Here is a 21813-nt window from a genome sequence, read left to right on the forward strand (position 1 = left end):
CCCGGCGAAGGCGCGCCGGGGCGTGTCTATCCTGACCACATGCTGACCATCACCCGAGAACTCCGCGACCGGATCGTGGCCCACGCCCGCGCCGACCACCCGGACGAAGCCTGCGGCGTGGTCGCCGGACCGGCCGGCAGCGACCGGCCCGAGCGGTTCATCCCGATGCTCAACGCCGCCCGCTCGCCCACCTTCTACGAGTTCGACTCGGGCGACCTGTTCAAGCTGCACCGCGAGATGGACGACCGCGACGAGGAGTTCGTGATCGTCTACCACTCGCACACCGCCACCGAGGCGTACCCCTCCCGCACCGACGTGAGCTACGCCTCCGAGCCCCAGGCCCACTACGTCCTCGTCTCCACCGCCGAAGGCCACGGCGAGGACGATCCGTACCAGTTCCGCTCGTTCCGCATCCTGGACGGCGAGATCACAGAGGAAGACGTCCAGGTCGTCGAGGCTTACCCGGCCTGACCAGCACCCACCTGGACGCGGCCCGCCGACCCCGTGCGAGCGGTCGGCGGGCCCGTGTCGTCTCACCCCTGGGAACGGGAACATCCGCACCATGAGACGGGCATGTCCCCGCGGGCCCGGGAATCTATACGATGAGCCCATGCGTTCCGTCGATGTGAGCAACCAGGCCCCGGGCACCCGCCTCGTGGCGCGCCTGCACATCGACCTGTGCCGGCACGCCGGCGCGATCTGTCCCGGCACGCCCGCGCGCTCGCGCCGATAGCCGACCCCCCCACCCGGGCCCCGCCACCACCGAGGCGTCGAGCCCGGGGCACCGCCCTGCCGCGCCCGCTGCGGCCCACCCACCCCACACGACTCGCACAGGAGCGCACCCATGGCCATCGAGGTCCGCATCCCGACCATCCTCCGCACCTACACCGACGGCGCGAAGGCCGTCGAGGGCAACGGCACCAACCTCGGCGAACTCTTCACCGACCTCGACGCCCGCCACCCGGGCATCGCCGCCCGCCTCCTCGAGGGCGGCGAGCTGCGCCGCTTCGTGAACGTCTACCTCAACGACGAGGACGTGCGCTTCCTGGAGGGCATCTCCACCGCCCTCGCCGACGGCGACAGCGTCACCATCCTGCCCGCCGTCGCCGGCGGCGCCCGCTGATCTCCGGCTCCCCCCGCCGACACGGCGGGGGGAGCCAACCTCGTGCACCCTCGACGCCGTGGCCGGAGGCCCCCTTGCGTTACGACAGTCCGCTCGAAGCGGTCGGCAACACCCCGCTGGTGCGCCTGCCCCGGCTGTCCGCCGCCGTACCCGGCAACACCGAGGGCCTGGTGAACCTCTGGGCCAAGCTGGAGGACCGCAACCCCACCGGCTCCGTCAAGGACCGCCCCGCGCTGCACATGATCGAGCGCGCCGAGGCCGACGGCCGGCTCACCCCCGGCTGCACCATCCTCGAGCCCACCAGCGGCAACACCGGCATCTCCCTCGCCACGGCCGCCAAGCTCAAGGGCTACCGCATGGTCTGCGTGATGCCCGAGAACACCAGCGAGGAACGGCGCGAACTCCTGCGCATGTGGGGCGCCGAGATCATCTCCTCCCCGGCCGCAGGCGGCTCCAACACCGCCGTGCGCATCGCCAAGGAGACCGCCGCCGAGCACCCCGACTGGGTCATGCTCTACCAGTACGGCAACCCCGACAACGCCGGCGCCCACTACGCCGGCACCGGCCCCGAGATCCTCGCCGACCTGCCGACCGTCACCCACTTCGTCGCGGGCCTCGGCACCACCGGCACCCTCATGGGCGTCGGCCGCTACCTGCGCGAGAAGGTCCCCGGCGTGAGGATCGTCGCCGCCGAACCGCGCTACGACGACCTGGTCTACGGGCTGCGCAACCTCGACGAGGGCTTCGTCCCCGAGCTGTACGACGCCGAGGTCCTCACCACCCGCTTCTCCGTCGGCTCCGCCGACGCCGTCCGCCGCACCCGCGAACTCCTCCAGCAGGAGGGCATCTTCGCGGGCGTCTCCACCGGCGCCATCCTGCACGCCGCCATCGGCGTCGGCCGCAAGGCCGCGGCGGCGGGGGAGCGCGCCGACATCGTCTTCGTCGTCGCGGACGGCGGCTGGAAGTACCTGTCCACCGGCATCTACACCGCCGAGACCGACGAGGCCGCCGTCGAGGCGCTCCAGGGCCAGCTCTGGGCCTAGCTCCGGCCCCTAGCTCCGGCCCTGGACCTCGCGTTGGACGCGGGCCCAGACCTGCCCGTCCACCGTGCCCGTACGGCGGCGGAAGTCCCGCAGCGGCACCTCGCGCAGCTCGTCCGTCTCCAGCCAGCTCGCCCGCCCCTGGCGGTCGCCCGTCGAACCGGGCGGCAGCGCCAGCACCCCGGGGCGGGCGTGCTGCTTGCTGGTGATCTTCGCGACCGTCGCCGTCCGGCCGTTCACCCGCAGCACCAGGCAGGGGCGGTCCTTCGCGCCCGGGCCGTCCTCGAACGGCACCTGCGCCCACCAGATCTCCTGCGGACGCGGGCCCGTCGTCCGCGGCCCGGCCGCGCGCGGAGCGGCGGACGTCCGCGGTGCGGCAGCCGTACGGGAACGCCGTACCAGTGCCCCCGCGACGGCCGCGACCACGGCCACGCCCACCACCGCCAGGACCAGCAGGACACCGCTCAGACCACTCATGCCACTCATTCCGCGAACCGTACCGGCCCGGCGGCGGGCGCGACCACCGTGACCGGAGTGACCGGTGGCCATTTGTCCGCACGGTGCTCCCGGTTCGTCACGGATCTGCCACGGCGCCCGTTCTGCCGTGAACACCACAGAACGCCCGGAAAAGCTGCCTCACGACACCCGCCCCGCCCCCGGAGGTGCCCGTGAGGAACGACCTGTGGTCCTACGGCGAGATCGCCCGCCACATCAACGTCCAGCCCGAGACCGTCCGCAACTACCGCCGCCACGGCCTGCTGCCCGACCCGGACGTCATCGACGGCAGCGGCCACCCCCGCTGGTACCCGGACACCATCCGCGCCTGGGCCCGCAACCGCCCCCGCAGTCGCTGATCACCGCCGCTCCGCGCGCGGCCCCACCCTTCTGGTGATTCCAGCCACAGCCCGGCACGGGGACGGGGGCAAAGTGCCCCGCCGCCCTTACCCTCGACACACCAAAGCAGTGCTACCGGCCGGTCCACCCGGCCCGGCCTGCCGTTTTCCAGCAGCAGCCAGGACGTGTCGGGGCGGAGGGGCTCGGATGAAACTGACCGTGGTGGGGTGTTCGGGGAGCTTCCCGTCCGCCGACTCCCCCTGCTCCAGCTACCTCGTCGAGGCGGACGGCTACCGCATCGTCCTCGACCTCGGCAACGGAGCCCTCGGCGCGCTGCAGAAGTACACGGGCCTGTACGACGTCGACGCCGTGCTCCTCAGCCACCTGCACGCCGACCACTGCGTCGACCTGTGCGCCTACTGGGTCGCCCGCAACTACCGCGCCGAAGGCTGCCCCGAACTCCTGCCCGTCTACGGCCCCCCCGGCACCGCCGAACGCCTCGCCCGCGCCTACGACATGCCGGAGAACCCGGGGATGAAGGAGGTCTTCGAGTTCCGCACCCTCACCCCCGGCACCTTCCGCCTCGGCCCGTTCCGCGTCGACGTCGCCCGCGTCAACCACCCCGTCGACGCCTTCGCCTTCCGCGTCGAGCACGACGGCCGCTCCCTCGTCTACTCCGGCGACACCGGCGAGAGCGCCGAACTCGTCGAACTCGCCCGCGACACCGACCTGTTCCTCTGCGAAGCCGCCTACATCGACGGCCGCGACACCTACCGGGCCGTCCACCTCAACGGCCGCGAGGCCGGCGAACACGCCACCGCCGCCGGCGCCCGCCGGCTCGTCCTCACCCACATCCCCCCGTGGACGGACGCCGAGCACAACCGCCGCGACGCCGCGGCCGCCTACGACGGACCGGTCGACCTCGCCGCGCCCGGCGCGGTGTACGAGATCTGAATCGGCCCAGGTCGGACGGGGTTTCGAAGATCCCCGAAAAAACCTCGGAACCCACCTGCAACCCCCGGGGCACCCGCACGTCCTAGTGGATGAGAGGCGGGAACACCGCCGCACCGGCCGGCCCATCGGGCACGGCCGCGACACACACCCATCGACCAGGCTTGCTTCGTGCTGCCCGGATGCGGCTCGGCCGTGCCGGAACGCAGAATCCAGGGGGGATTCCCATGCGTACGACCAACCGCGCCCTGCGCCAGGCCCGCCGCCTCGTTCCGGCGGTCGCGCTCACCTCCGCACTGCTCGCCGGAGGCGCCGTGCTCGCCACCCCGGCCTCCGCCGAGTCCGGACCGCTCAGCCTCACCGTCCACGCCCCGAACGAGATCGGCTTCGCGGGCGGGCCCGTCGAGTTCACCGAGACCGTCGGCAACCGGTGGGACCGGGACCTCGCCGTCACGCTCGAACTCTCGATCGACACCGCCACCGGCACCCCGCCGCACGCCCTGAGCCTCGACTACGTCAACGCGCGGGGCGCCTGGGAGAGCGTGCCGCTGACCGTCCGCACCGAGGCGGACCGGACGGTGAGCAGCGGCGTCACCGGTGCGATCCTCGTCCCCCGGGGAGGGAAGGAAATCCGGCTGCGCATCGGCGCCCCCATGGGCGAGCCGCACAACGGCGCCACCAACGGCGGTGTCGGCCCCACCATCAGCCTCCGGAGCACCGCCAAGGGCCCGCAGGACGCACCGGCCGAGACGCTTCCCGACACCCGTACGATCGTGGTCGGCTCGATCTCCAACTCGATGGTCGGGGTGCCCGTGACGGCGGTCGCCGGCGGTGCGCCGATCGAGTTCGAGGTGCAGCTCACGAACCCGACCCCGTCCGCCTACACCGACCTCGGCAACGTGCTGTTCGCCGACCGGCACGCCAAGGTCGAGGTCCGGGGCACGGACGGCACCTGGTCCGTGCTCGCGCCGGTCGTCGGCATCCCGGACGACCCGGCGGGCTTCTACGTCGAGGGCCGCGACTCCTCCGCCGCTCCCGGGAGCTACGGCGTCAAGCGGGTCCGGGTGACCTTCCCCGCCGACATGCCGCTCGGCAGGACCTCGCTGAACCCCTGTGTGTTCGTCAACGAGGGCCCGGACATGCCGTTCCGGGGCACCACCATGTGCTCGGCCGGTGCGTCCGTGCAGGTCCTCGCCCCCTCGGCGCCCGCGCCGAGCGCGCCGACCACCGTGCCGGACCCAGCGTCCACCCCGGCCGACCAGGGCGCCGCCCCCGCGCCGAGGACGGGCGGCGCCCCGGCTCCGGCCCGGTCGCTCACCGACGTCGCGCCGGTGGCCGCGGCCGCCGCCGCGCCCCAGGAGGAGAAGCCCCTGATCGCGGCGGACGGCGGCGTGACCCCGTGGTCGGAGCACCCGGCGGAGGCGGGCGGGAGCCTCGCCGCCACCGGGGCCGACACCGGCTGGGACCGTCCGGCCGCGGGCATCGCGGCCCTGCTGCTCGGCGGCGGCGCCGGGGTGCTCGCCCTGGTCCGGCGCCGCCGCGCGACGCGCTGACGCCGACAGGCCCTACCGGCGCCCCGGGACGGGGAGGCCCAGGTGGTCGCGCAGGGTGGAGCCGGTGTACTCGGTGCGGAAGACGCCGCGCTCCTGGAGGAGGGGCACGACGCGGTCGACGAACTCGTCCAGCCCGCCGGGGGTGATGTGGGGGACGAGGATGAAGCCGTCCGAGGCGTCGTTCTGCACGAAGTGGTTGATCCGCTCGGCGACGGTGGCGGGGGAGCCGACGAAGGACTGTCGGCCGGTCAGCTCGATGACGAGTTCACGGCTGGTCAGCTTCTTCTCCGCCGCCACGGCCCGCCAGCGCTCGGCGGTGGCCACCGGGTCGGCGTGGCGGACGCGGCCCTGGATCAGGGCGCTGTCCGGGTCGGGGTCGAAGGCGGGCAGCGGCCCGTCCGGGTCGTGGTCGGAGAGGTCGACGCCCCAGACCTGCTCGAGGAAGTTGATCGCGGTCTGCGGGCTGACCTGGGCGCGGCGGACCTCGGCGGCGATCTCGGCGGCGTCGGCGTCGGTGTCGCCGAGGACGAAGGTGGCCCCGGGCAGGATCTTCAGTTCGTCCGGCTTGCGCCCGTACGCGGCGAGGCGGCGCTTGACGTCCGTGTGGAACGCCTGGCCCTCGGCGAGGGTGGAGTGCCGGCTGAAGATCACATCGGCGTGGGCGGCGGCGAACTCCCGGCCCTCGTCGGAGTCCCCGGCCTGGATGACCACCGGGTGGCCCTGCGGCGGGCGGGGCAGGGAGAGCCGGCCCTCGACCTCGAACTGCGGGCCGCTGTGACGGGCGCCGTCCTCGTCGGCGTCCCAGAACTCCCTTGCCAGCTCGACGAATTCGGCGGCGCGGGTGTAGCGGTCGGCGCGGTCGAGGTAGCCGCCGCGGCGGAAGTTCTCCCCGGTGAACGCGTCGGAGGAGGTGACCACGTTCCAGGCCGCGCGACCGCCGGAGAGGTGGTCCAGGGTGGCGAAGCGGCGGGCGAGTTCGTACGGCTCGTTGAAGGTCGCGTTGACGGTGGCGGCCAGGCCCAGCCGCTCGGTGACGGCGGCGAGCGCGTTCAGCACGGTGATCGACTCGGGGCGGCCGACCACGTCCAGGTCGTGGATGCGGCCGTTGGTCTCGCGCAGCCGCAGGCCCTCGGCGAGGAAGAAGAAGTCGAACTTTCCGCGTTCGGCGGTCTGCGCGAGGTGGCGGAAGGAGTCGAACTCGATGTGGCTTCCGGCGGCCGGGTCGCTCCACACCGTGGTGTTGTTGACGCCGGGGAAGTGCGCGGCCAGGTGGATCTGCTTGAGCGGACGGTCCGTCATCGGGTCACCTCGGCGAGGGCGGTGGGGGCGGTGGTGCCAGTGGCAGTGGTGGCAGTGGTGGCGGTGTAGCGGCTGGCCGGGCGGGCCAGGCCGAGGCGGTCGCGCAGGGTGCGGCCCGGCTGGTCGGCGCGCAGCAGCCCGGCCTCGCGCAGGGTGGGGGCGAGGTGTTCGGCGAAGGCCGTCAGGTCGCGTTCCGGCTCCTCGGGTACCAGGTGGTAGCCGTCCACGCCGGTGCCGGTGGCGGTGAGTTCGGCGAGCAGCCGGTCCTCGGCGGCGCGGTAGGGGAGCGGGGCGGCGATCCGGGCGAGGATGCGCAGGTTCTCGCCGGAGCGCAGCCGCAGTTCGGTGGCGGCGGTGAGGCGGGCGGCGCGGTCGGGGGCGTCGAGCAGGACGACGTCTGCGTGCCGGATGGCGGTGGCCACCCGGGCGCGGCCGCCCGCGGTGGCGTCCGGGGCGAGGTCGGCGGCGGCCACGGGGACGACCACGACCGGGCGGCCCTGCGGCGGGCGCGGGGTGATGGAGGGGCCTCGGACGGAGAAGCGCGGGCCCTCGAAGTCGATGTAGTGGAGCTTGTCGCGGTCGATGAACCGGCCGGTGGCGGCGTCGCGGATCTCCGCGTCGTCCTCCCAGCTGTCCCAGAGCCGGGCGGCGACCTCGGCGGCGTCCGCAGCCTCCTGCCACAGTTCGTCGACGGGGGCGACCGGGCGGCGGCCGAACGCCTTGGCCTCGGCCTCGGTGCTGGAGACGCCGACCAGCCAGCCGGCCCGGCCCTCGCTGACCCAGTCCAGGGTGTTGACGGAGATCGAGGTGTGGAAGGGCTCGGTGTGGGTGGTGGTGACGGTGGGCACCAGGCCGACCCGGCTGGTCAGCGGGGCGATCCGGGAGAACGTGGCAAGCGCGTCGGGGCGGCGCGGCTCGGCGGCGAAGGAGTCGTCCAGGGTGACGAAGTCCAGGCCGGCGCCCTCGGCGAGGCGGGCGAGGCGGGCGTAGTGCCCGGCCTCGAAGTGGCCGGGGCTGTCGATGGCGGCGGAGAGGTGCAGCGGACGGGGCATGCTGAGCCTGACTTTCCTCGTGCGGACGCACGCCGGCGGCCGTCCCGTACGTACGGGCACGGGGGTGCGGCGGGTGCGTGAAGACACGCCCTGAGGCGGGCGGGGAGGACTGCCGGCGCCGGGCGGGACTCAGCCGGGCGGCGGCGGGGGAAGGGGTCGGCTCAGCCGCGACACGCCGCGGACCACACGCGACCGAAGTCGATGTGGCTGCGGGTCACCAGCGGGCACGAGGGGTACACGCGTTCAGTTGACCAGGGCTTCCGCGGATTCGTCAACCGTGTTCCGGGGTGCCCGGGAACGCCGAAGGCCCCGCCGGGCCGCCGGGTGAGCGGCGGCGGGGCGGGGCCTTCGGGGAGGGAGGGGGAGTTACGCCTTGGTGACGTCCTCGACCTCGTCGTCGTCCTCGCGACCGGGGGTCTTGAGGTTGAACTTGGTGATCGCGAAGCGGAAGAGGAAGTAGTACAGCGCGGCGAAGACCAGGCCGATCGGGATGATCATCCACGGGTCGGTGGCCTTGTTCCAGGCGAGCGCGTAGTCAATCAGGCCACCGGAGAAGGTGAAGCCGTCGTGCACGCCGAGGGCCCAGGTGACGGCCATCGAGACCGCGGTGAGCAGCGCGTGGATGACGTACAGGACCGGGGCGATGAAGACGAAGGCGAACTCGATCGGCTCGGTGACACCGGTCACGAAGGAGGTCAGGGCCAGCGACACCATCATGCCGGTGATGGCCTTGCGGCGGTGCGGCTTGGCGGCGTGGGCGATGGCCAGCGCGGCGGCGGGCAGCGCGAACATCATGATCGGGTAGAAGCCCGACATGAACTGTCCGGCGGTCGGGTCGCCGGCGAAGAAGCGGTTCAGGTCGCCGTGGACGACGGTGCCGTCCGGCTTGGTGAAGTCACCGGTCTGGAACCAGGCGAAGGAGTTCACGAACTGGTGCATGCCGACCGGCAGCAGACCGCGGTTGACCAGGCCGAAGGCGCCCGCACCGAACGCGCCGGCACCGATCAGGGTGTCGTTCAGGCTCTTGATGGCGTCGCCGACCGGGCCCCAGGTCAGGGCGAAGAGGACGCCGACGCCGGTGCCGACGAAGGCCATCATGATCGGCACGAGACGGCGGCCGTTGAAGAAGCCCAGCCAGTCGACCAGCTTGGTGCGGTGGTACTTCTGCCACAGCACCGCGGCCAGAAGACCGATCACGATGCCGCCGAGCACGCCCGGGTCCTGGTAGACCGGCTTGACCCACTTGGCGCCGTCGACGTGGCCCTCGGTGATCGGGAACGCGGTCAGCACGTTCTTGTACACCAGGAAGCCGACCAGCGCGGCGAGCGCGGTCGAGCCGTCCGCCTTCTTCGCGAAGCCGATCGCGATGCCCACCGCGAAGAGCATCGGCAGGTTGTCGAAGACGGCGCCACCGGCGGTCGCGAAGACCGAGGCGACCTTGTCCCAGCCGAGGCCGTCCTTGCCGAACACGTCGTCCTGGCCGAGCCGCAGCAGAAGGCCGGCAGCGGGGAGCACGGCGATGGGCAGCTGGAGGCTGCGGCCGATCTTCTGCAGACCCTGGAGGAGGTTCTGGCCGAACTGCTTGGCGGGGCTTGGCGAGGCCGGAGCCGTGGCGGGCGCCGGTGCCTGCGCAGACTGACTCATGGGGGTGGGTTCCTTACGGCAGGGCGGGTCGGTCGGGGGATTGGGCACAGGGGGGCCGAACCGCGAACTGGTCTACACCACACGTGGTGTAGACCAGTTTTGTAGCACGGGCGGAGAAGAGGTGGAACCCCGGAAACCGCTGCTTCCGGGAAGCGCTATGAAATCGAAACCTACCCGGGGAACGACGATCTTGATAATCCTGGGGCTCCGGGATTTTGGCTATTTGCGCAACAAAAGAGCCCGCCCCCGCCGGACGGCGGGGGCGGGCCCAGCCCTGGTCGGGAGCGGCGGTGGGCCCGGGAGGGGGCGGGCTTCGCGAGTGGGTCGTACGGAGTCGGGGGAATCGCGGGAATAACGATCCGGACGTTCCCGAATGTGACCTGGATATCGGTGCGTCGAATATCACTCAGGGGCATTAGGTCCTATTCGAAAAATGACCAAGGCCCCCGGATCGAAGGGTCCAGGGGCCTTGGGGGGACTGCACTGGCAGGGCTCACGCCTTGGTGACGTCCTCGACCTCGCTCTCGTCCTCGCGGCCCGGGGTTTTCAGGTCGAATTTGACGATGATGAACCGGAAGAGCGCGTAGTACACCGCCGCGAAGCAGAGCCCGATGATGATGATCAGCCACGGTTTGGTCGCCAGGCTCCAGTTGATCCCGTAGTCGATCAGGCCCGCCGAGAAGCTGAACCCGTCGTGCACCCCGAGCCCCCATGTCACCGCCATCGAGGCGCCGGTCAGCAGCGCGTGCACCCCGAACAGGGCCGGGGCGATGTAGGCGAAGGAGTACTCGATCGGCTCGGTCACGCCCGTGACGAAGGAGGTCAGGCCGACGGAGAGCATCAGGCCGTAGATCTCCTTGCGGCGGTGCGGCTTGGCCGCGTGCGCGATGGCGAGCGCCGCCGCCGGCAGGGCGAACATCATGATCGGGAAGAAGCCGGACTGGAACTGGCCCGCGGTCGGGTCGTGCGCCAGGAAGCGCGGGATGTCGCCGTGCACGATCGAGCCGTCCGGCTTGGTGAACTCGCCGAACTGGAACCACACGAAGGTGTTCAGCAGCTGGTGCATGCCGATCAGCAGCAGCGCGCGGTTGAACAGGCCGAAGATGCCGGCGCCGCCCGCGCCCAGGTCGGCGAGGTTCTGCGAGAAGTCGTTGAGGCCCCGGCCGATCGGCGGCCAGACCCACAGGGCCAGGCAGGCGGTCAGCATGCCGACCAGGGCGGTGATCATCGGCACCAGGCGGCGGCCGTTGAAGAAGCCCAGCCAGTCGACCAGCTTGGTGCGGTGGAAGCGCACCCACAGCCAGGCCGACATCAGGCCGATCAGGATGCCGCCGAGCACCCCCGGGTTCTGGTACGCCGCGTTGGCCGACTTCGCCGAGGAGTAGTCCACGCACTGGTCGCTGACCAGCACCGTCGGCGCCTTGCAGTGCTCGGGGAAGGCGTGCAGGACCCTGTAGTAGACGAGGAAGCCGACTACGGCCGCCAGCGCCGTCGAACCGTCCGCCTTCTTGGCCATGCCGATCGCCACACCGATGCAGAACAGCATCGGCAGGCCCAGGGTGGAGTCCAGCAGGGCGCCGCCGGCCGCGGCGAAGACCTTGGCGACCTTGGTCCACCCGAGCCCGTCCGCACCGAAGACGTCGGGCTGGCCGAGTCGGTTGAGGATGCCGGCCGCGGGCAGCACCGCCACCGGCAGCTGGAGCGAGCGGCCCATCTTCTGGAGCCCGCCGTAGAAGGTGTGCCACCACACGGCCTGCGGGGCTGTGGCGCCTGCCGAACTCATCCTTCGCCCTCCGAGAGCAGTTGCCGGGCCGCAGGCCCCTGCGGGACCCTCGGGCGGGGCAGGAACACCCGGGGTCCTTTCTGCGTTCATCGGAGTACACATATATTGGTGTAGACCACTTTGGGACGCAGGCCGCACTCCGGGACGCGAGCCCCGCTGATCGTCATCCTCGGGCGGCGGTCCGGAGCCCGCCCGCCGGAATGGGCCGAAAGTGGACTAACGTGGCGGAACGGACCGCCGCAGGCGATGCTGGTCGCGCTGCCCGACAGCACGACCACCGCTGACCCTGCGTCAGTACCGGCCGACCCCCCTCGCCACCCCCCCGGACGAGGACCACCCCAGCACAGCGCAGGACGGCACCCGGCAGAGCCGCCGGCGGGCCGAGACAGAGGGAGAGAACAGATGGCCAGCAAGGCTGAGAAGATCGTCGCCGGTCTGGGCGGCATCGACAACATCGAAGAGGTCGAAGGCTGCATCACCCGCCTGCGCACCGAGGTCAAGGACGCCTCCCTCGTCGACGAGGCCGCCCTCAAGGCCGCCGGCGCCCACGGCGTCGTCAAGATGGGCACCGCGATCCAGGTCGTCATCGGCACCGACGCCGACCCGATCGCCGCCGACATCGAGGACATGATGTGAGCTGAGCCACCCAGGCTCGAATCACCCCGGCCCGCCGCCCCGCCCAGGGAGACGGCGGGCCGGGGCACATCCGCACAGGCACGACGGAGCCACCCCCGGAAACGGCTACGCTCGGTGGCTATGTCACGCATCGACGGCCGCACCCCCGAACAGCTCCGCCCCATCACCATCGAACGGGGCTGGAGCAAGCACGCCGAAGGCTCCGTCCTCATCTCCTACGGCGACACCAAGGTGCTGTGCACCGCCAGCGTCACCGAAGGCGTCCCCCGCTGGCGCAAGGGCAGCGGCGAAGGCTGGGTCACCGCCGAGTACTCCATGCTCCCCCGCGCCACCAACACCCGCGGCGACCGCGAATCCGTCAAGGGCCGCATCGGCGGACGCACCCACGAGATCAGCCGCCTCATCGGCCGCTCCCTGCGCGCCGTCATCGACCACCGCGCCCTCGCCGAGAACACCATCGTCCTCGACTGCGACGTCCTCCAGGCCGACGGCGGCACCCGCACCGCCGCCATCACCGGCGCCTACGTCGCCCTCGTCGACGCCGTCGCCTGGGCCCGCGACCGCAAGCTCCTGCGCGCCAAGGGCCAGCCCGTCACCGGCGGCGTCAGCGCCGTCAGCGTCGGCATCATCGACGGCACCCCCATGCTCGACCTCCGCTACGAGGAGGACGTGCGCGCCGAGACCGACATGAACATCGTCTGCACCTCCGACGGCCGCTTCGTCGAGGTCCAGGGCACCGCCGAAGGCGCACCCTTCGACCGCGCCCTCCTCGACCGCCTCCTCGACCTCGGCACCCTCGGCTGCGCCGAACTCGACGACATCCAGCGCAAGGCGCTCGAAACGCTCTAGAGCACCACCGCTGTACAGGTCGGGCCCCGGAGTCGTACCGTTCCCGCAGCGACCCCCCGCTGCGGGAACCGCGCACCCCCCGGCGCGCGTCCCACCCCACGGAACCCGCGCCCCCCAGGAGGACCGGATGCCGTCGTCGAGCATCGCCCGCCCCGCCGCCCTCGCCGTGGCCGGACTGATCATCATCCTCCCGCTCAGCATGGTCAGTTGCTCCGCCGCCCAGAAGGCGCTCGACTGCGGGAACACCGCCGTGAAGATCACCGGCGACCTCGCCGACGTCACCAAGGCGTACGACAACGCGAGCAACGACTCGACCGCCGCGGGCAAGGCCCTGCAGAAGCTGAGGAACGACCTCGACCAGGTCGGGAAGAACTCCAAGAACACCGACGTCGCCAAGGCCGTCACCGACCTGCAGAAGCAGGCCGACAAGGTCCAGCAGGCCGTCGACCGCAAGGAGACCCCCGACCTCAAGCCGCTCGGCGACGCGGCCGCCAACCTCACCTCCGTCTGCGGCGGCTGACCACCTGGATAGGGTGAACGGCATGTCCACCCGATTGATCCTCGCCACCCGTAACCAGCACAAGGTCGCCGAACTCCGCGCCATCCTCGGCGAGGCCGGCCTGGACGTCGAACTCGTCGGCGCCGACGCCTACCCCGAGATCCCGGACGTCCCCGAGACCGGCGTCACCTTCGCCGAGAACGCCCTCCTCAAGGCCCACGCCCTCGCGCGCGCCACGGGCCTGCCCGCCGTCGCCGACGACTCCGGCCTCTGCGTGGACGTCCTCAACGGCGCCCCCGGCATCTTCTCCGCCCGCTGGGCCGGAAAGCACGGCGACGACCTCGCCAACCTGGACCTCCTGCTCGCCCAGCTCTCCGACATCGCCGAACCCCACCGCGGCGCCCACTTCTTCTGCGCCGCCGCCCTCGCCCTCCCCGACGGCACCGAACGCGTCGTCGAAGGCCGCCTCCTCGGCACCCTGCGCACCGCCCCCGCCGGCACCCACGGCTTCGGCTACGACCCGATCCTCCAGCCCCTCGGCGAAACCCGCACCTGCGCGGAGATGACGGCGGAGGAGAAGAACGCCATCAGCCACCGCGGCCAGGCGTTCCGCGCCCTCGCCCCGGTGGTGAAGGACCTCCTCGGCTGACATCCCGCCAGAAACGAGGACGGCCCGTCTCCCTTCGATTCGAAGGGAGACGGGCCACTTCACTCGGTACGCCCGGTGGGATTCGAACCCACAACAACGCGCTCCTAAGGCGCGCCCCTCTTCCGTTGGGGCACGGGCGCACATCAGGTTCAGCCTACCGGCTGTGGGGGGCGAATGCGGCTCGATTCTTGTTCCGGCCGCAGTACGTATCAGTGATGGAGTGGCAGTTGGGGCAGAGCGGAGGGAGGTGGCGGACGACCCCGGCCACGCTGTGGGAGGCCGCGACGGCTTCCTGGAGCACCTCCCGGGTGTAGATGCTTCCGGTCGGGCGGAAGTGTGAAGTGTCGATTCCGTACTGGGTGATCTTTCGGCGCAGGTACGTGCGCTTGTCGTGAGTGGGCTCGCGGCCGAGTGCGGTGAGCATCTCGTCCAGCGAGGTTGCGGCGGCTGCGGCTTGGGCCAGCAGGGCGCGGGTGTACTCGACCGGCATGGTCGGTCCGTTGTTCGGGCTGATGGAAGCCCCTTCATCCGGGTGGGTAACGATCGGTGGGGCGGTTGGTTGCGGGTGGCGGGGTTTCGGCCAGGAGGTGACCGGTTGTCGTCGGTGGGGTGACCGGGGGGTTTGGGGAAATGATTGCCAAATGGTCCAGACCTATTGACCTGTGTGGTTCAGACCACATAGCTTCGGCGCCAATTGCAATCCCCCACGTGCGTGCTCCCCCACAGGCACGTGCCGACACTCTCTCCTGGAGGACCGAGTGTTGATCCGAAACACTGCGCAGCGGCGTCCCACCGCCGTTGGGCGTAGGGCTGGTGTGCTGTCGTTGGCGGCGGCGAGTGTGGCCGGGCTGGTGATGGCGACGCTGGGTGCGGTGCCGTCGCAGGCTTCGGCGGCCGTCGACAATGCTTCCTGTCGGCCGGACGGGCTGTACCAGACGCCCGGGGTGGACGTTCCGTACTGCTCGGTGTACGACACGAGCGGGCGCGAGAAGATGGGTGCGGACCACCAGCGGCGCATCATCGGGTACTTCACGGGTTGGCGCACCGGGAAGAAGGGCGACCAGCCGTACCTGGTGAGTGACATCCCCTGGGACAAGGTGACGCACCTGAACTACGCGTTCGGGCACGTCGGCGGCGACAACAAGCTGTCGGTCGGTACGGACGGGCCGACGAACGAGGCGACCGGGATCTCGTTCCCGGGGGTGCCCGGTGCGGAGTTGGACCCGTCGCTGCCGTACAAGGGCCACTTCAACCTGTTGACGAAGTACAAGAAGCAGTACCCGAACGTCAAGACGATGATCTCGGTGGGTGGTTGGACCGAGACCGGCGGGTACTTCGGTGACGACGGCAACCGGGTGAACACCGGCGGGTTCTACTCGATGACCGTCACCCCGGACGGCAGCGTGAACCAGGCGGGCATCGACACCTTCGCCGCGTCCTCGGTGGACTTCGTCCGCAAGTACGGGTTCAACGGCGTGGACGTCGACTACGAGTACCCGACGTCGATGAAGGACGCCGGCAACCCGCTGGACTGGCAGTTGGCGAACGGCAAGCGCGGTTCGCTGGCCAAGGGCTACGCGGCGCTGATGAAGACGCTGCGGGAGAGCCTGGACAAGGCGGGTGCGGCGGACGGCAGGCACTACCTGCTGTCGGTGGCGGCCCCGTCGTCCGGGTACCTGCTGCGCGGTATGGAGACGTTCCAGGTGGCGCAGTACCTGGACTACGTGAACATCATGTCGTACGACCTGCACGGCGCCTGGAACAAGTACGTCGGCCCGAACGCCTCGCTGTTCGACGACGGCAAGGACGGCGAGCTGGCGGCCGCGAACGTGTACGGCACCGGGCAGTACGGCGGCATCGGCTACCTGAACGCGGACTGGTCGTACCACTACTTCCGCGGCGCGATGCCGGGCGGCCGGATCAACGTCGGACTGCCGTACTACACGCGCGGGTTCAAGAACGTGCAGGGCGGGACGAACGGTCTCTGGGGCACGGCCTCGGCGACGACCTGCCCGGCGGGTTCGGGGCTGACGGCGTGCGGTGACGGCGCGGTGGGCATCGACAACATCTGGAACGACAAGGACGACGCGGGCAAGGAGTCCCCGGCCGGGTCGAACCCGATGTGGCACGCGAAGAACCTGGAGAAGGGCATCGTGCCCGACTACCTGGCGAAGTACGGCGTGACGGACACGGCGCTGCAGGGCTCGTACGTGCGCAACTACAGCTCCTCGCTGGTGGCGCCGTGGCTGTGGAACGACGCGAAGAAGGTGTTCCTGTCCACCGAGGACGAGCAGTCGGTGGGTGCCAAGGCCGACTACGTCGTGGGTCAGGGTGCCGGTGGCGCGATGATCTGGGAGCTGGCGGGCGACTACAGGTGGGACCCGGCGGCGAACGGCGGCAAGGGCCAGTACGTGCCGGGCAACACGCTGACCTCGCTGATGTACGACAGGTTCAAGGCGGCCTCGCCGTACGGTGCGACGCGGTCGACGGTCGCGCTGCCGCAGCAGACGCTGCCGGTGGACGTGTCGTTCACCAACTTCGCGCTGGGCGACTCGAACTACCCGATCAACCCGAAGATCCACATCGTCAACAACTCGACGCTGACGCTGCCGGGCGGGACGGAGTTCCAGTTCGACTACAGCAACTCGGCGCCGGGCAACGCGAAGGACCAGTCGGGCTTCGGTCTGCAGGTGATCCGTCAGGACAACCCGGGCCCGGGCAACGTGGGCGGGTTGAAGGGCACGTACAACCGGGTGTCGGTGAAGCTGCCGGGCTGGCAGTCGCTGGCGCCGGGGGCCTCGGTGGACCTGGACTTCGTCTACTACCTGCCGGTGTCGACGCCGTCGAACTGGACGGTCAACGTGGGCGGGACGCTGTACGGGCTCAAGGGCGACCTGACCCGGGGCGCGGTGGACGGCGGCACGACGCCTCCGACCACTCCGCCGACCACGCCTCCGACGACCCCGCCCACGACCCCGCCGACCACTCCGCCCACCACGCCTCCGACGACCCCGCCGACGACGCCTCCCACCACGCCGCCGACGACGCCTCCCACCACGCCGCCGACCACGCCGGCCGGTTGCGCGGGTGCGCCGGGCTGGGACGCGGGCACCACGTACGCCTCGCCGACGAAGGTGTCGTGGAAGGGCCACTACTACCAGAACAAGTGGTGGACCAAGGGCGACGACCCCACGGCCAGCGGCTCGTGGGGCGTCTGGAACGACCTCGGGGCCTGCTGAACGGCTAGCGGCAGCGCGCTGAGGTGAGGAACGGCGGTGGCGGCACACCCGGTCGGGGGGTGGCCGCCACCGCTGCTTGCACGGACGCGGGTCAGGAAGCCTCGACCTTGAGGTCGCGCAGCAGCTTGGCGACGTGCCCGGTGGCCTTGACGTTGTAGAGCGCGTGCTCGACCTTGCCCTGCTCGTCCACGATCACGGTGGAGCGGATGACGCCGGTGACGGTCTTGCCGTACAGCTTCTTCTCGCCGAAGGCGCCGTACTCCTCCAGGACCTTCTTCTCCGGGTCGGCGACCAGGGTGACCTTCAGGTTCTCGGCCTCGCGGAACTTGCCGAGCTTCTCCGGCTTGTCGGGGGAGACGCCGATGACGTCGTACCCGGCGGCGGCGAGGACGTCGAGGTTGTCGGTGAAGTCGCACGCCTGCTTGGTGCAGCCGGGGGTGAGTGCGGCGGGGTAGAAGTAGACGATCACCTTGCGGCCGAGGTGGTCGGCCAGGGACACCTGGTTGCCGTCGGCGTCGGGCAGGGTGAAGGCGGGTGCGGTGTCGCCGGGCTGGAGACGCTCACTCACGGTCGTACTCTCCTGGGGGTGGGACGGGCGGTCGTACCACGGCAAACTTACCTCCGTTGGTGGGTGGGGCCGCGCGGCGTAGCCCGACGCCTGAGAGACTGGTCCGGTCGCATCGGACGACCAGGACAACATCGGCAAGTGAATGGGGTGGCCCGAGTGGGCGAGTCGAGCACGCAGGACAAGTCGGCGCGGACGGCCGTCCAGATCGAGGCGGACATCGAGCGCACGCGCACCCAGCTGGCCTCGACCCTGGACGAGCTGGCCGTGCGGGTCCACCCGAGCACGATCACCGCGCAGGCGAAGGCCAAGGCGCAGGCCGCGGTCGAGGAGAAGACCGCGAAGGTCTACGTGGCCGCGAGCGGTCTGCTGGAGAAGGCGCGGGCGAACTTCGTGGACGAGAACGGGCAGCCTCGCCGGGAGCGGATCATTCCGGTGGCGGCCGTCGGTCTGGGCGTGGTGCTGCTGCTGGCGACGCGTCGCAAGCGCCGCAAGGGCTGAGTGCGGGACGGCGGAAGGCCGGACGCGGGTGCGTCCGGCCTTCCGCATACCCGGGACGGAGGCCGAGGGATTACCGGGCGATTGCCATGGGGATTGCCGGGCTGGCGTCACGCTCCGCGCCCGGGGAGGGTACCTTCGGGACCGTGAGTACGTACGACGAACCGACCTCGTCCGCCCATGACCAGGCCCGGCACGACCGACTGGGCGAGAAGCTGCCGATCCGGATGCTGCACGACCGCGTGCTGGTGCGGATCGAGGGCAGTGAGGGGGAGCGCCGCTCGACGGGCGGCATCCTGATCCCGGCGACCGCGGAGCTGTCCAAGCGCTGCACCTGGGCCGAGGCCGTGGCGGTGGGCCAGAGCGTGCGCTCGGTGGAGCCCGGCGACCGGGTGCTGTACGACCCGGAGGACAAGCTCGAGGTCGAGGTGCGCGGCGCGACCTACGTGCTGCTGCGCGAGCGGGACCTGCACGCGGTGGCGGCCTCGCGCTTCGGGGACATCGAGGGGTCCACGGGCCTGTACCTGTAGGGGTTCAGACGAGCAGGCTGCCCCCGTCGACGGTGAGGACGGTGCCGGTGGCGAAGCGCTGGTCCATCAGGTAGGCGTACGCCTCGGCGGCGTCCTCGGGGGTGCCGACGCGGCGCAGGGGGAGGGTGTCGGCGGTCCGGGAGAACAGTGCCTCGCGGTCGGCTTCGGGGACGCCGTCCCAGAGCGGGGTGCGGATCAGCCCGGCGCGTACGGCGTTGACGCGGACGGGGGCCAGTTCGACGGCGAGGGCGCGGACGAGGCCCTCGACCGCGCCGCAGATGCTGGCGGCGATGCCCCAGCCGCTGGGGCCGGGCCGTGGTCCGGCGGTGCCGGAGGTGAGGGTGATGGAGCCGCCGGGGCGCAGCTGCGGGAGGGCGGCGCGGACGGCGTCGAGGGCGCCGAAGTAGCGCACGGTGAAGAACCTCCGGGCGGCGTCGAGGTCGAGGTCGTCTACGGGCATCAGGCTGATGGCGTCGCCTGCGGTGTAGACCAGGTGGTCGAGGGGGCCGAGCCGTTCGAAGAGGGCGGCGACCTGGCGGCTGTCGCCGAGGTCGGCGGTCTCGGCGGCGGTGCCGGCGGGGAGGGTGGCGAGGGCGCGTTCGGCGCTCTCGGGGCGGCTGGAGACGACGGTGACGCGGGCGCCGCGGCGGGCGGCGAGGTCGGCGGTGGCGAGGCCCATGCCGGAGGTGCCGCCGAGGACGGCGACGTGCTGGTCGGTGAGGGGCATGCGGGTTCCTTCCCGGGGTGTTCTGAGTGGATGCCTCGATCCTGCGCCGGGGGTGGTCGGGGTGTCCAAGACCTGTTCGGTCGGCTGTCATACCCTCGGGGTATCAGTGGGAGGTGGTGGCGGTGGTGGACGTCGATCTGCGCAAGCTGCGGTACTTCGTGGCGGTGGCGCGGGAGTTGCACTTCGGGCGGGCCGCGCAGGGGTTGCACATCGCGCAGCCGGTGCTGTCGCGTCAGATTCGGGCACTGGAGGGCGAGTTCGGGGCGCAGCTGTTCCGGCGTGACCGGCGGTCGACGGAACTGACGGACGCGGGGCGGCAGTTGCTGGAGGATGCGCCGCCGTTGCTGGCGGCGGCGGAGGCGTTGCGGCGCCGGGTGTCGCGGTCGGCGGGGGAGGGGTCGCGGTTCGTGGTGGGGTTCATGCCGGGGATCACGGTGACGGCGGCGGTGCGGGCGCTGTCGCGGCGGCATCCGGAGCTGGTGGTGGACGTGGTGCGGACGTCGTGGACCGATCAGGTCGAGGTGGTGCGCAACGGCCGGGTGGACGTGTCGTTCGTGCGGCTGCCGGTGGACCGGCGGGGGCTGCGGGTGCGGCCGCTGTTCGAGGAGCCGAGGGTGGCGGTGCTGCCGGCGGGGCACCGGCTGGCGGGGGCCGGGTCGGTGTCGATGGCTCGGTTGGGCGGGGAGCGGCTGTTGCAGTGCCCGGAGTTGGTGCCGGAGTGGCGTGATCTGCCGGGGGCGCGGGAGCGGCGGAGGGCGAGGCCGCTGGCGGAGACGGTGGAGGAGAAGCTGGAGTACGTGGCGGCGCGGGAGGGGATGGTGGTGCTGCCGTTGTCGGTGGCGGCGTTCTACACCCGGCCGGACGTGGTGCACGTGCCGATCGAGGGGATCGCGCCGAACCGGGTGGCGCTGGTGTGGGCGGAGGGCCGGGAGTCGCCGTTGCCGGAGGAGTTCGCGGAGCTGGCGGCCGGGGTTCTCGGCGGTGTCGGTGGGGGGCGTTAGGGTCCCGGGCATGAGCGGAGCGGCGGTGCCGGTGATCGGTGACGGGGAGCGGCGGGCGCGGTTGGGGCGCCGGCTGCTGTTGGAGCCTTCGGCCCGGGTCGCCCGGGTGGAGGCGGTGGCGGACGCGGTGGTCGGGCTGCATGCCACGGACGCGGCGACGGTGTACGTGTCGGCCTGTGCGCGGCTGGCGGAGCCTTCGGCGGCGGAGGTGGACCGGGCGCTGTACGAGGACGTGTCGCTGGTGAAGCTGCTGTCGATGCGGCGGACGATCTTCGCGGTGACGGAGGGCTTCGCCCCGTACGTGAGTTCGGGCGCGGCGCGGGCGATCGCGCTGAAGGAGCGGGCGACGCTGCTCAAGCACCTGCGGGAGCATCTGCCGGACTGGGACGAGGCGCGGCTGGCGGAGACGGAGCGCGAGGTGCTCGCGGCGCTGGAGGCGCGCGGGGAGGCGACGACGAAGGAACTCGGCGAGGACGTCCCGCAGTTGCGCGAGACGATGCTGATGTCGGCGGGCAAGGCGTACGAGGCGAAGCAGAGCGTCGGCAGCCGGCTGTTGCGGGTGATGGCCTCGGACGGGCACGTGCGGCGGTGCCGGCCGCGGGGGTCGTGGCTGAGCAGCGTCTACCCGTGGGCGCCGGTGCCGCAGTGGCCGGACGTGCCGGTGCGGGAGGCGAAGGCGGAGGTGGTGCGCCGCTGGCTGGCCTCGTACGGGCCGGGGACGGTCGAGGACGTGAAGTGGTGGACGGGCTGGACGCTGGGGGACGTGCGCAAGGCGCTGGCGGACGTGGGCGCGCAGGACGTGGCGCTGGCGGACGGGACGGCGGCGCTGGTGCTGCCGGGGGACGTGGAGGCGACGAAGCGGCCGCGGCCGTGGGCGGCTCTGCTGCCGGCGCTGGACCCGGCGGTGATGGGCTGGCGGGGCCGGGACTGGTACCTGCGGCCGGAGGACGTGCCGGAGCTGTTCGACCGGGCGGGCAACGCCGGGCCGACGGTGTGGTGGTGCGGCGAGGTGGTGGGTGCCTGGGCGCAGCGGGCGGACGGCGAGGTGGTGTGGCGGCTGTTCCGTGACGTGGGGGCGGAGGCGGAGCGGGCGGTCGCGGGGGAGGCGGAGCGTCTGGCGGGCTGGCTGGGGGAGGTGCGGGTGACGCCGCGCTTCCGTACGGCGGCGGAGCGGGCGTTGGTGGGCTGAGGGACGGCGTTCGGCTCACGCCCGGGCGTGAGCCGAACCCCCCTCAGGGAGCCGCCGGGGTGGCGGCCGGCCCGGTGGGTCCGCCGGTGGCGGTGGGCGGGTTGGTGGGGCGGCCCGGCCGGGTCTGGGTGGGGTGCGGGGTGGGGCTGGGC

At 71.7% G+C, this 21813-nt stretch carries 24 protein-coding genes and 1 tRNA gene; 16 read left to right on the forward strand and 9 right to left on the reverse strand.

Annotated elements, in window-relative coordinates; genetic code table 11:
* The first annotated feature begins 39 nt into the window (after positions 1-39).
* The 4 genes from IH61_RS0116505 to IH61_RS0116520 all read left to right on the forward strand — a co-directional run bounded on the left by IH61_RS0116505 (position 40) and on the right by IH61_RS0116520 (position 2166).
* A complete protein-coding gene (locus tag IH61_RS0116505) occupies positions 40-471 on the forward strand; it encodes a Mov34/MPN/PAD-1 family protein (RefSeq protein ID WP_031070312.1) in 432 nt (143 codons plus the stop codon).
* A gap of 139 nt (positions 472-610) precedes the next feature.
* Positions 611-733, forward strand: a complete 123-nt coding sequence (locus tag IH61_RS49575; protein WP_267884022.1) for a putative leader peptide — start codon at positions 611-613, stop codon at positions 731-733.
* A gap of 111 nt (positions 734-844) precedes the next feature.
* Positions 845-1123 (forward strand): MoaD/ThiS family protein, encoded by a 279-nt coding sequence (locus tag IH61_RS0116515; protein WP_031070314.1) that lies wholly within the window; start codon positions 845-847, stop codon positions 1121-1123.
* 74 nt (positions 1124-1197) lie between these two features.
* The gene (locus tag IH61_RS0116520) at positions 1198-2166 is read left to right on the forward strand and encodes a PLP-dependent cysteine synthase family protein (protein WP_031070316.1); all 969 of its coding nucleotides are present in this window, start codon (positions 1198-1200) and stop codon (positions 2164-2166) included.
* Between the two features lie 9 nt (positions 2167-2175).
* On the opposite strand, the gene IH61_RS0116525 is transcribed toward IH61_RS0116520, so the two are convergent.
* Positions 2176-2649, reverse strand: coding sequence for a type II toxin-antitoxin system PemK/MazF family toxin (locus IH61_RS0116525; protein ID WP_420713942.1), 474 nt, complete (start codon positions 2647-2649; stop codon positions 2176-2178).
* Between the two features lie 176 nt (positions 2650-2825).
* Between IH61_RS0116525 and IH61_RS0116530 the strand changes: the two genes are divergently transcribed.
* The 3 genes from IH61_RS0116530 (at position 2826) to IH61_RS46980 (ending at position 5501) form a co-directional block, all read left to right on the forward strand.
* Positions 2826-3017: a MerR family transcriptional regulator gene (locus IH61_RS0116530; protein ID WP_396285860.1), complete on the forward strand. Its 192-nt coding sequence runs from the start codon at positions 2826-2828 to the stop codon at positions 3015-3017.
* 187 nt (positions 3018-3204) lie between these two features.
* Positions 3205-3951, forward strand: a complete 747-nt coding sequence (locus tag IH61_RS0116535) for an MBL fold metallo-hydrolase (RefSeq protein ID WP_031070323.1) — start codon at positions 3205-3207, stop codon at positions 3949-3951.
* Between the two features lie 224 nt (positions 3952-4175).
* Positions 4176-5501: a hypothetical protein gene (locus IH61_RS46980; protein ID WP_031070326.1), complete on the forward strand. Its 1326-nt coding sequence runs from the start codon at positions 4176-4178 to the stop codon at positions 5499-5501.
* 12 nt (positions 5502-5513) lie between these two features.
* On the opposite strand, the gene IH61_RS0116545 is transcribed toward IH61_RS46980, so the two are convergent.
* The 4 genes from IH61_RS0116545 to IH61_RS0116560 form a co-directional block, all read right to left on the reverse strand.
* Positions 5514-6800, reverse strand: coding sequence for an LLM class flavin-dependent oxidoreductase (locus IH61_RS0116545; RefSeq protein ID WP_031070329.1), 1287 nt, complete (start codon positions 6798-6800; stop codon positions 5514-5516).
* Positions 6797-7852 carry an LLM class flavin-dependent oxidoreductase gene (locus IH61_RS0116550; protein ID WP_031070331.1) on the reverse strand — a complete coding sequence of 352 codons (1056 nt, stop codon included), beginning with the start codon at positions 7850-7852 and terminating at the stop codon, positions 6797-6799. The genes IH61_RS0116545 and IH61_RS0116550 overlap by 4 nt, the downstream gene beginning before the upstream one ends.
* 366 nt (positions 7853-8218) lie before the next feature.
* Entirely contained in the window at positions 8219-9496 is a 1278-nt protein-coding gene (locus IH61_RS0116555) for a PTS transporter subunit EIIC (RefSeq protein ID WP_031070333.1), read from the reverse strand.
* Between the two features lie 493 nt (positions 9497-9989).
* Positions 9990-11279 (reverse strand): PTS transporter subunit EIIC, encoded by a 1290-nt coding sequence (locus tag IH61_RS0116560; RefSeq protein ID WP_031070335.1) that lies wholly within the window; start codon positions 11277-11279, stop codon positions 9990-9992.
* Positions 11280-11681: 402 nt separating this feature from the next.
* On the opposite strand from IH61_RS0116560, the gene IH61_RS0116565 reads away from it, so the two are divergent.
* The 4 genes from IH61_RS0116565 to rdgB all read left to right on the forward strand — a co-directional run bounded on the left by IH61_RS0116565 (position 11682) and on the right by rdgB (position 13912).
* On the forward strand, positions 11682-11915 hold the full coding sequence (locus IH61_RS0116565; RefSeq protein ID WP_030060521.1) for a glucose PTS transporter subunit EIIB: 234 nt from the start codon (positions 11682-11684) through the stop codon (positions 11913-11915).
* 120 nt (positions 11916-12035) lie between these two features.
* On the forward strand, positions 12036-12764 hold the full coding sequence (gene rph, locus IH61_RS0116570; protein WP_031070337.1) for a ribonuclease PH: 729 nt from the start codon (positions 12036-12038) through the stop codon (positions 12762-12764).
* Between the two features lie 127 nt (positions 12765-12891).
* On the forward strand, positions 12892-13284 hold the full coding sequence (locus IH61_RS0116575; RefSeq protein WP_031070339.1) for a hypothetical protein: 393 nt from the start codon (positions 12892-12894) through the stop codon (positions 13282-13284).
* Positions 13285-13306: 22 nt separating this feature from the next.
* Entirely contained in the window at positions 13307-13912 is a 606-nt protein-coding gene (gene rdgB, locus IH61_RS0116580) for an RdgB/HAM1 family non-canonical purine NTP pyrophosphatase (protein ID WP_031070341.1), read from the forward strand.
* A gap of 67 nt (positions 13913-13979) precedes the next feature.
* Here rdgB and IH61_RS0116585 read toward each other — a convergent pair.
* Together IH61_RS0116585 and IH61_RS40940 are read right to left on the reverse strand one after the other, a co-directional pair.
* Positions 13980-14052, reverse strand: a tRNA-Leu gene (locus IH61_RS0116585).
* A 14-nt stretch (positions 14053-14066) separates the two neighbouring features.
* Positions 14067-14402, reverse strand: coding sequence for a hypothetical protein (locus IH61_RS40940; protein ID WP_031070344.1), 336 nt, complete (start codon positions 14400-14402; stop codon positions 14067-14069).
* A 364-nt stretch (positions 14403-14766) separates the two neighbouring features.
* Between IH61_RS40940 and IH61_RS0116595 the strand changes: the two genes are divergently transcribed.
* Positions 14767-17151 (forward strand): chitinase C-terminal domain-containing protein, encoded by a 2385-nt coding sequence (locus tag IH61_RS0116595; protein ID WP_078911152.1) that lies wholly within the window; start codon positions 14767-14769, stop codon positions 17149-17151.
* A gap of 91 nt (positions 17152-17242) precedes the next feature.
* Here IH61_RS0116595 and bcp read toward each other — a convergent pair whose 3' ends face one another.
* Complete coding sequence (gene bcp, locus IH61_RS0116600) at positions 17243-17719, reverse strand: thioredoxin-dependent thiol peroxidase (protein WP_031070347.1); 477 nt, start codon at positions 17717-17719, stop codon at positions 17243-17245.
* Positions 17720-17875: 156 nt separating this feature from the next.
* Between bcp and IH61_RS0116605 the strand changes: the two genes are divergently transcribed.
* Positions 17876-18217 carry a DUF3618 domain-containing protein gene (locus IH61_RS0116605; protein WP_031070349.1) on the forward strand — a complete coding sequence of 114 codons (342 nt, stop codon included), beginning with the start codon at positions 17876-17878 and terminating at the stop codon, positions 18215-18217.
* A 224-nt stretch (positions 18218-18441) separates the two neighbouring features.
* Positions 18442-18744 carry a GroES family chaperonin gene (locus IH61_RS0116610; protein WP_107057155.1) on the forward strand — a complete coding sequence of 101 codons (303 nt, stop codon included), beginning with the start codon at positions 18442-18444 and terminating at the stop codon, positions 18742-18744.
* 4 nt (positions 18745-18748) lie between these two features.
* Here the strand turns inward: IH61_RS0116610 and IH61_RS0116615 are convergent, their stop codons facing one another.
* The gene (locus IH61_RS0116615; RefSeq protein ID WP_031070353.1) at positions 18749-19471 is read right to left on the reverse strand and encodes an SDR family oxidoreductase; all 723 of its coding nucleotides are present in this window, start codon (positions 19469-19471) and stop codon (positions 18749-18751) included.
* A 113-nt stretch (positions 19472-19584) separates the two neighbouring features.
* On the opposite strand from IH61_RS0116615, the gene IH61_RS0116620 reads away from it, so the two are divergent.
* Positions 19585-20472: a LysR family transcriptional regulator gene (locus IH61_RS0116620; RefSeq protein ID WP_234327202.1), complete on the forward strand. Its 888-nt coding sequence runs from the start codon at positions 19585-19587 to the stop codon at positions 20470-20472.
* Positions 20473-20482: 10 nt separating this feature from the next.
* The gene (locus IH61_RS0116625; RefSeq protein ID WP_031070356.1) at positions 20483-21661 is read left to right on the forward strand and encodes a winged helix DNA-binding domain-containing protein; all 1179 of its coding nucleotides are present in this window, start codon (positions 20483-20485) and stop codon (positions 21659-21661) included.
* Positions 21662-21813: the final 152 nt, after the last annotated feature.

The organism is Streptomyces sp. NRRL WC-3742, from assembly GCF_000720635.1.
Classification (GTDB): Bacteria; Actinomycetota; Actinomycetes; order Streptomycetales; family Streptomycetaceae; genus Kitasatospora.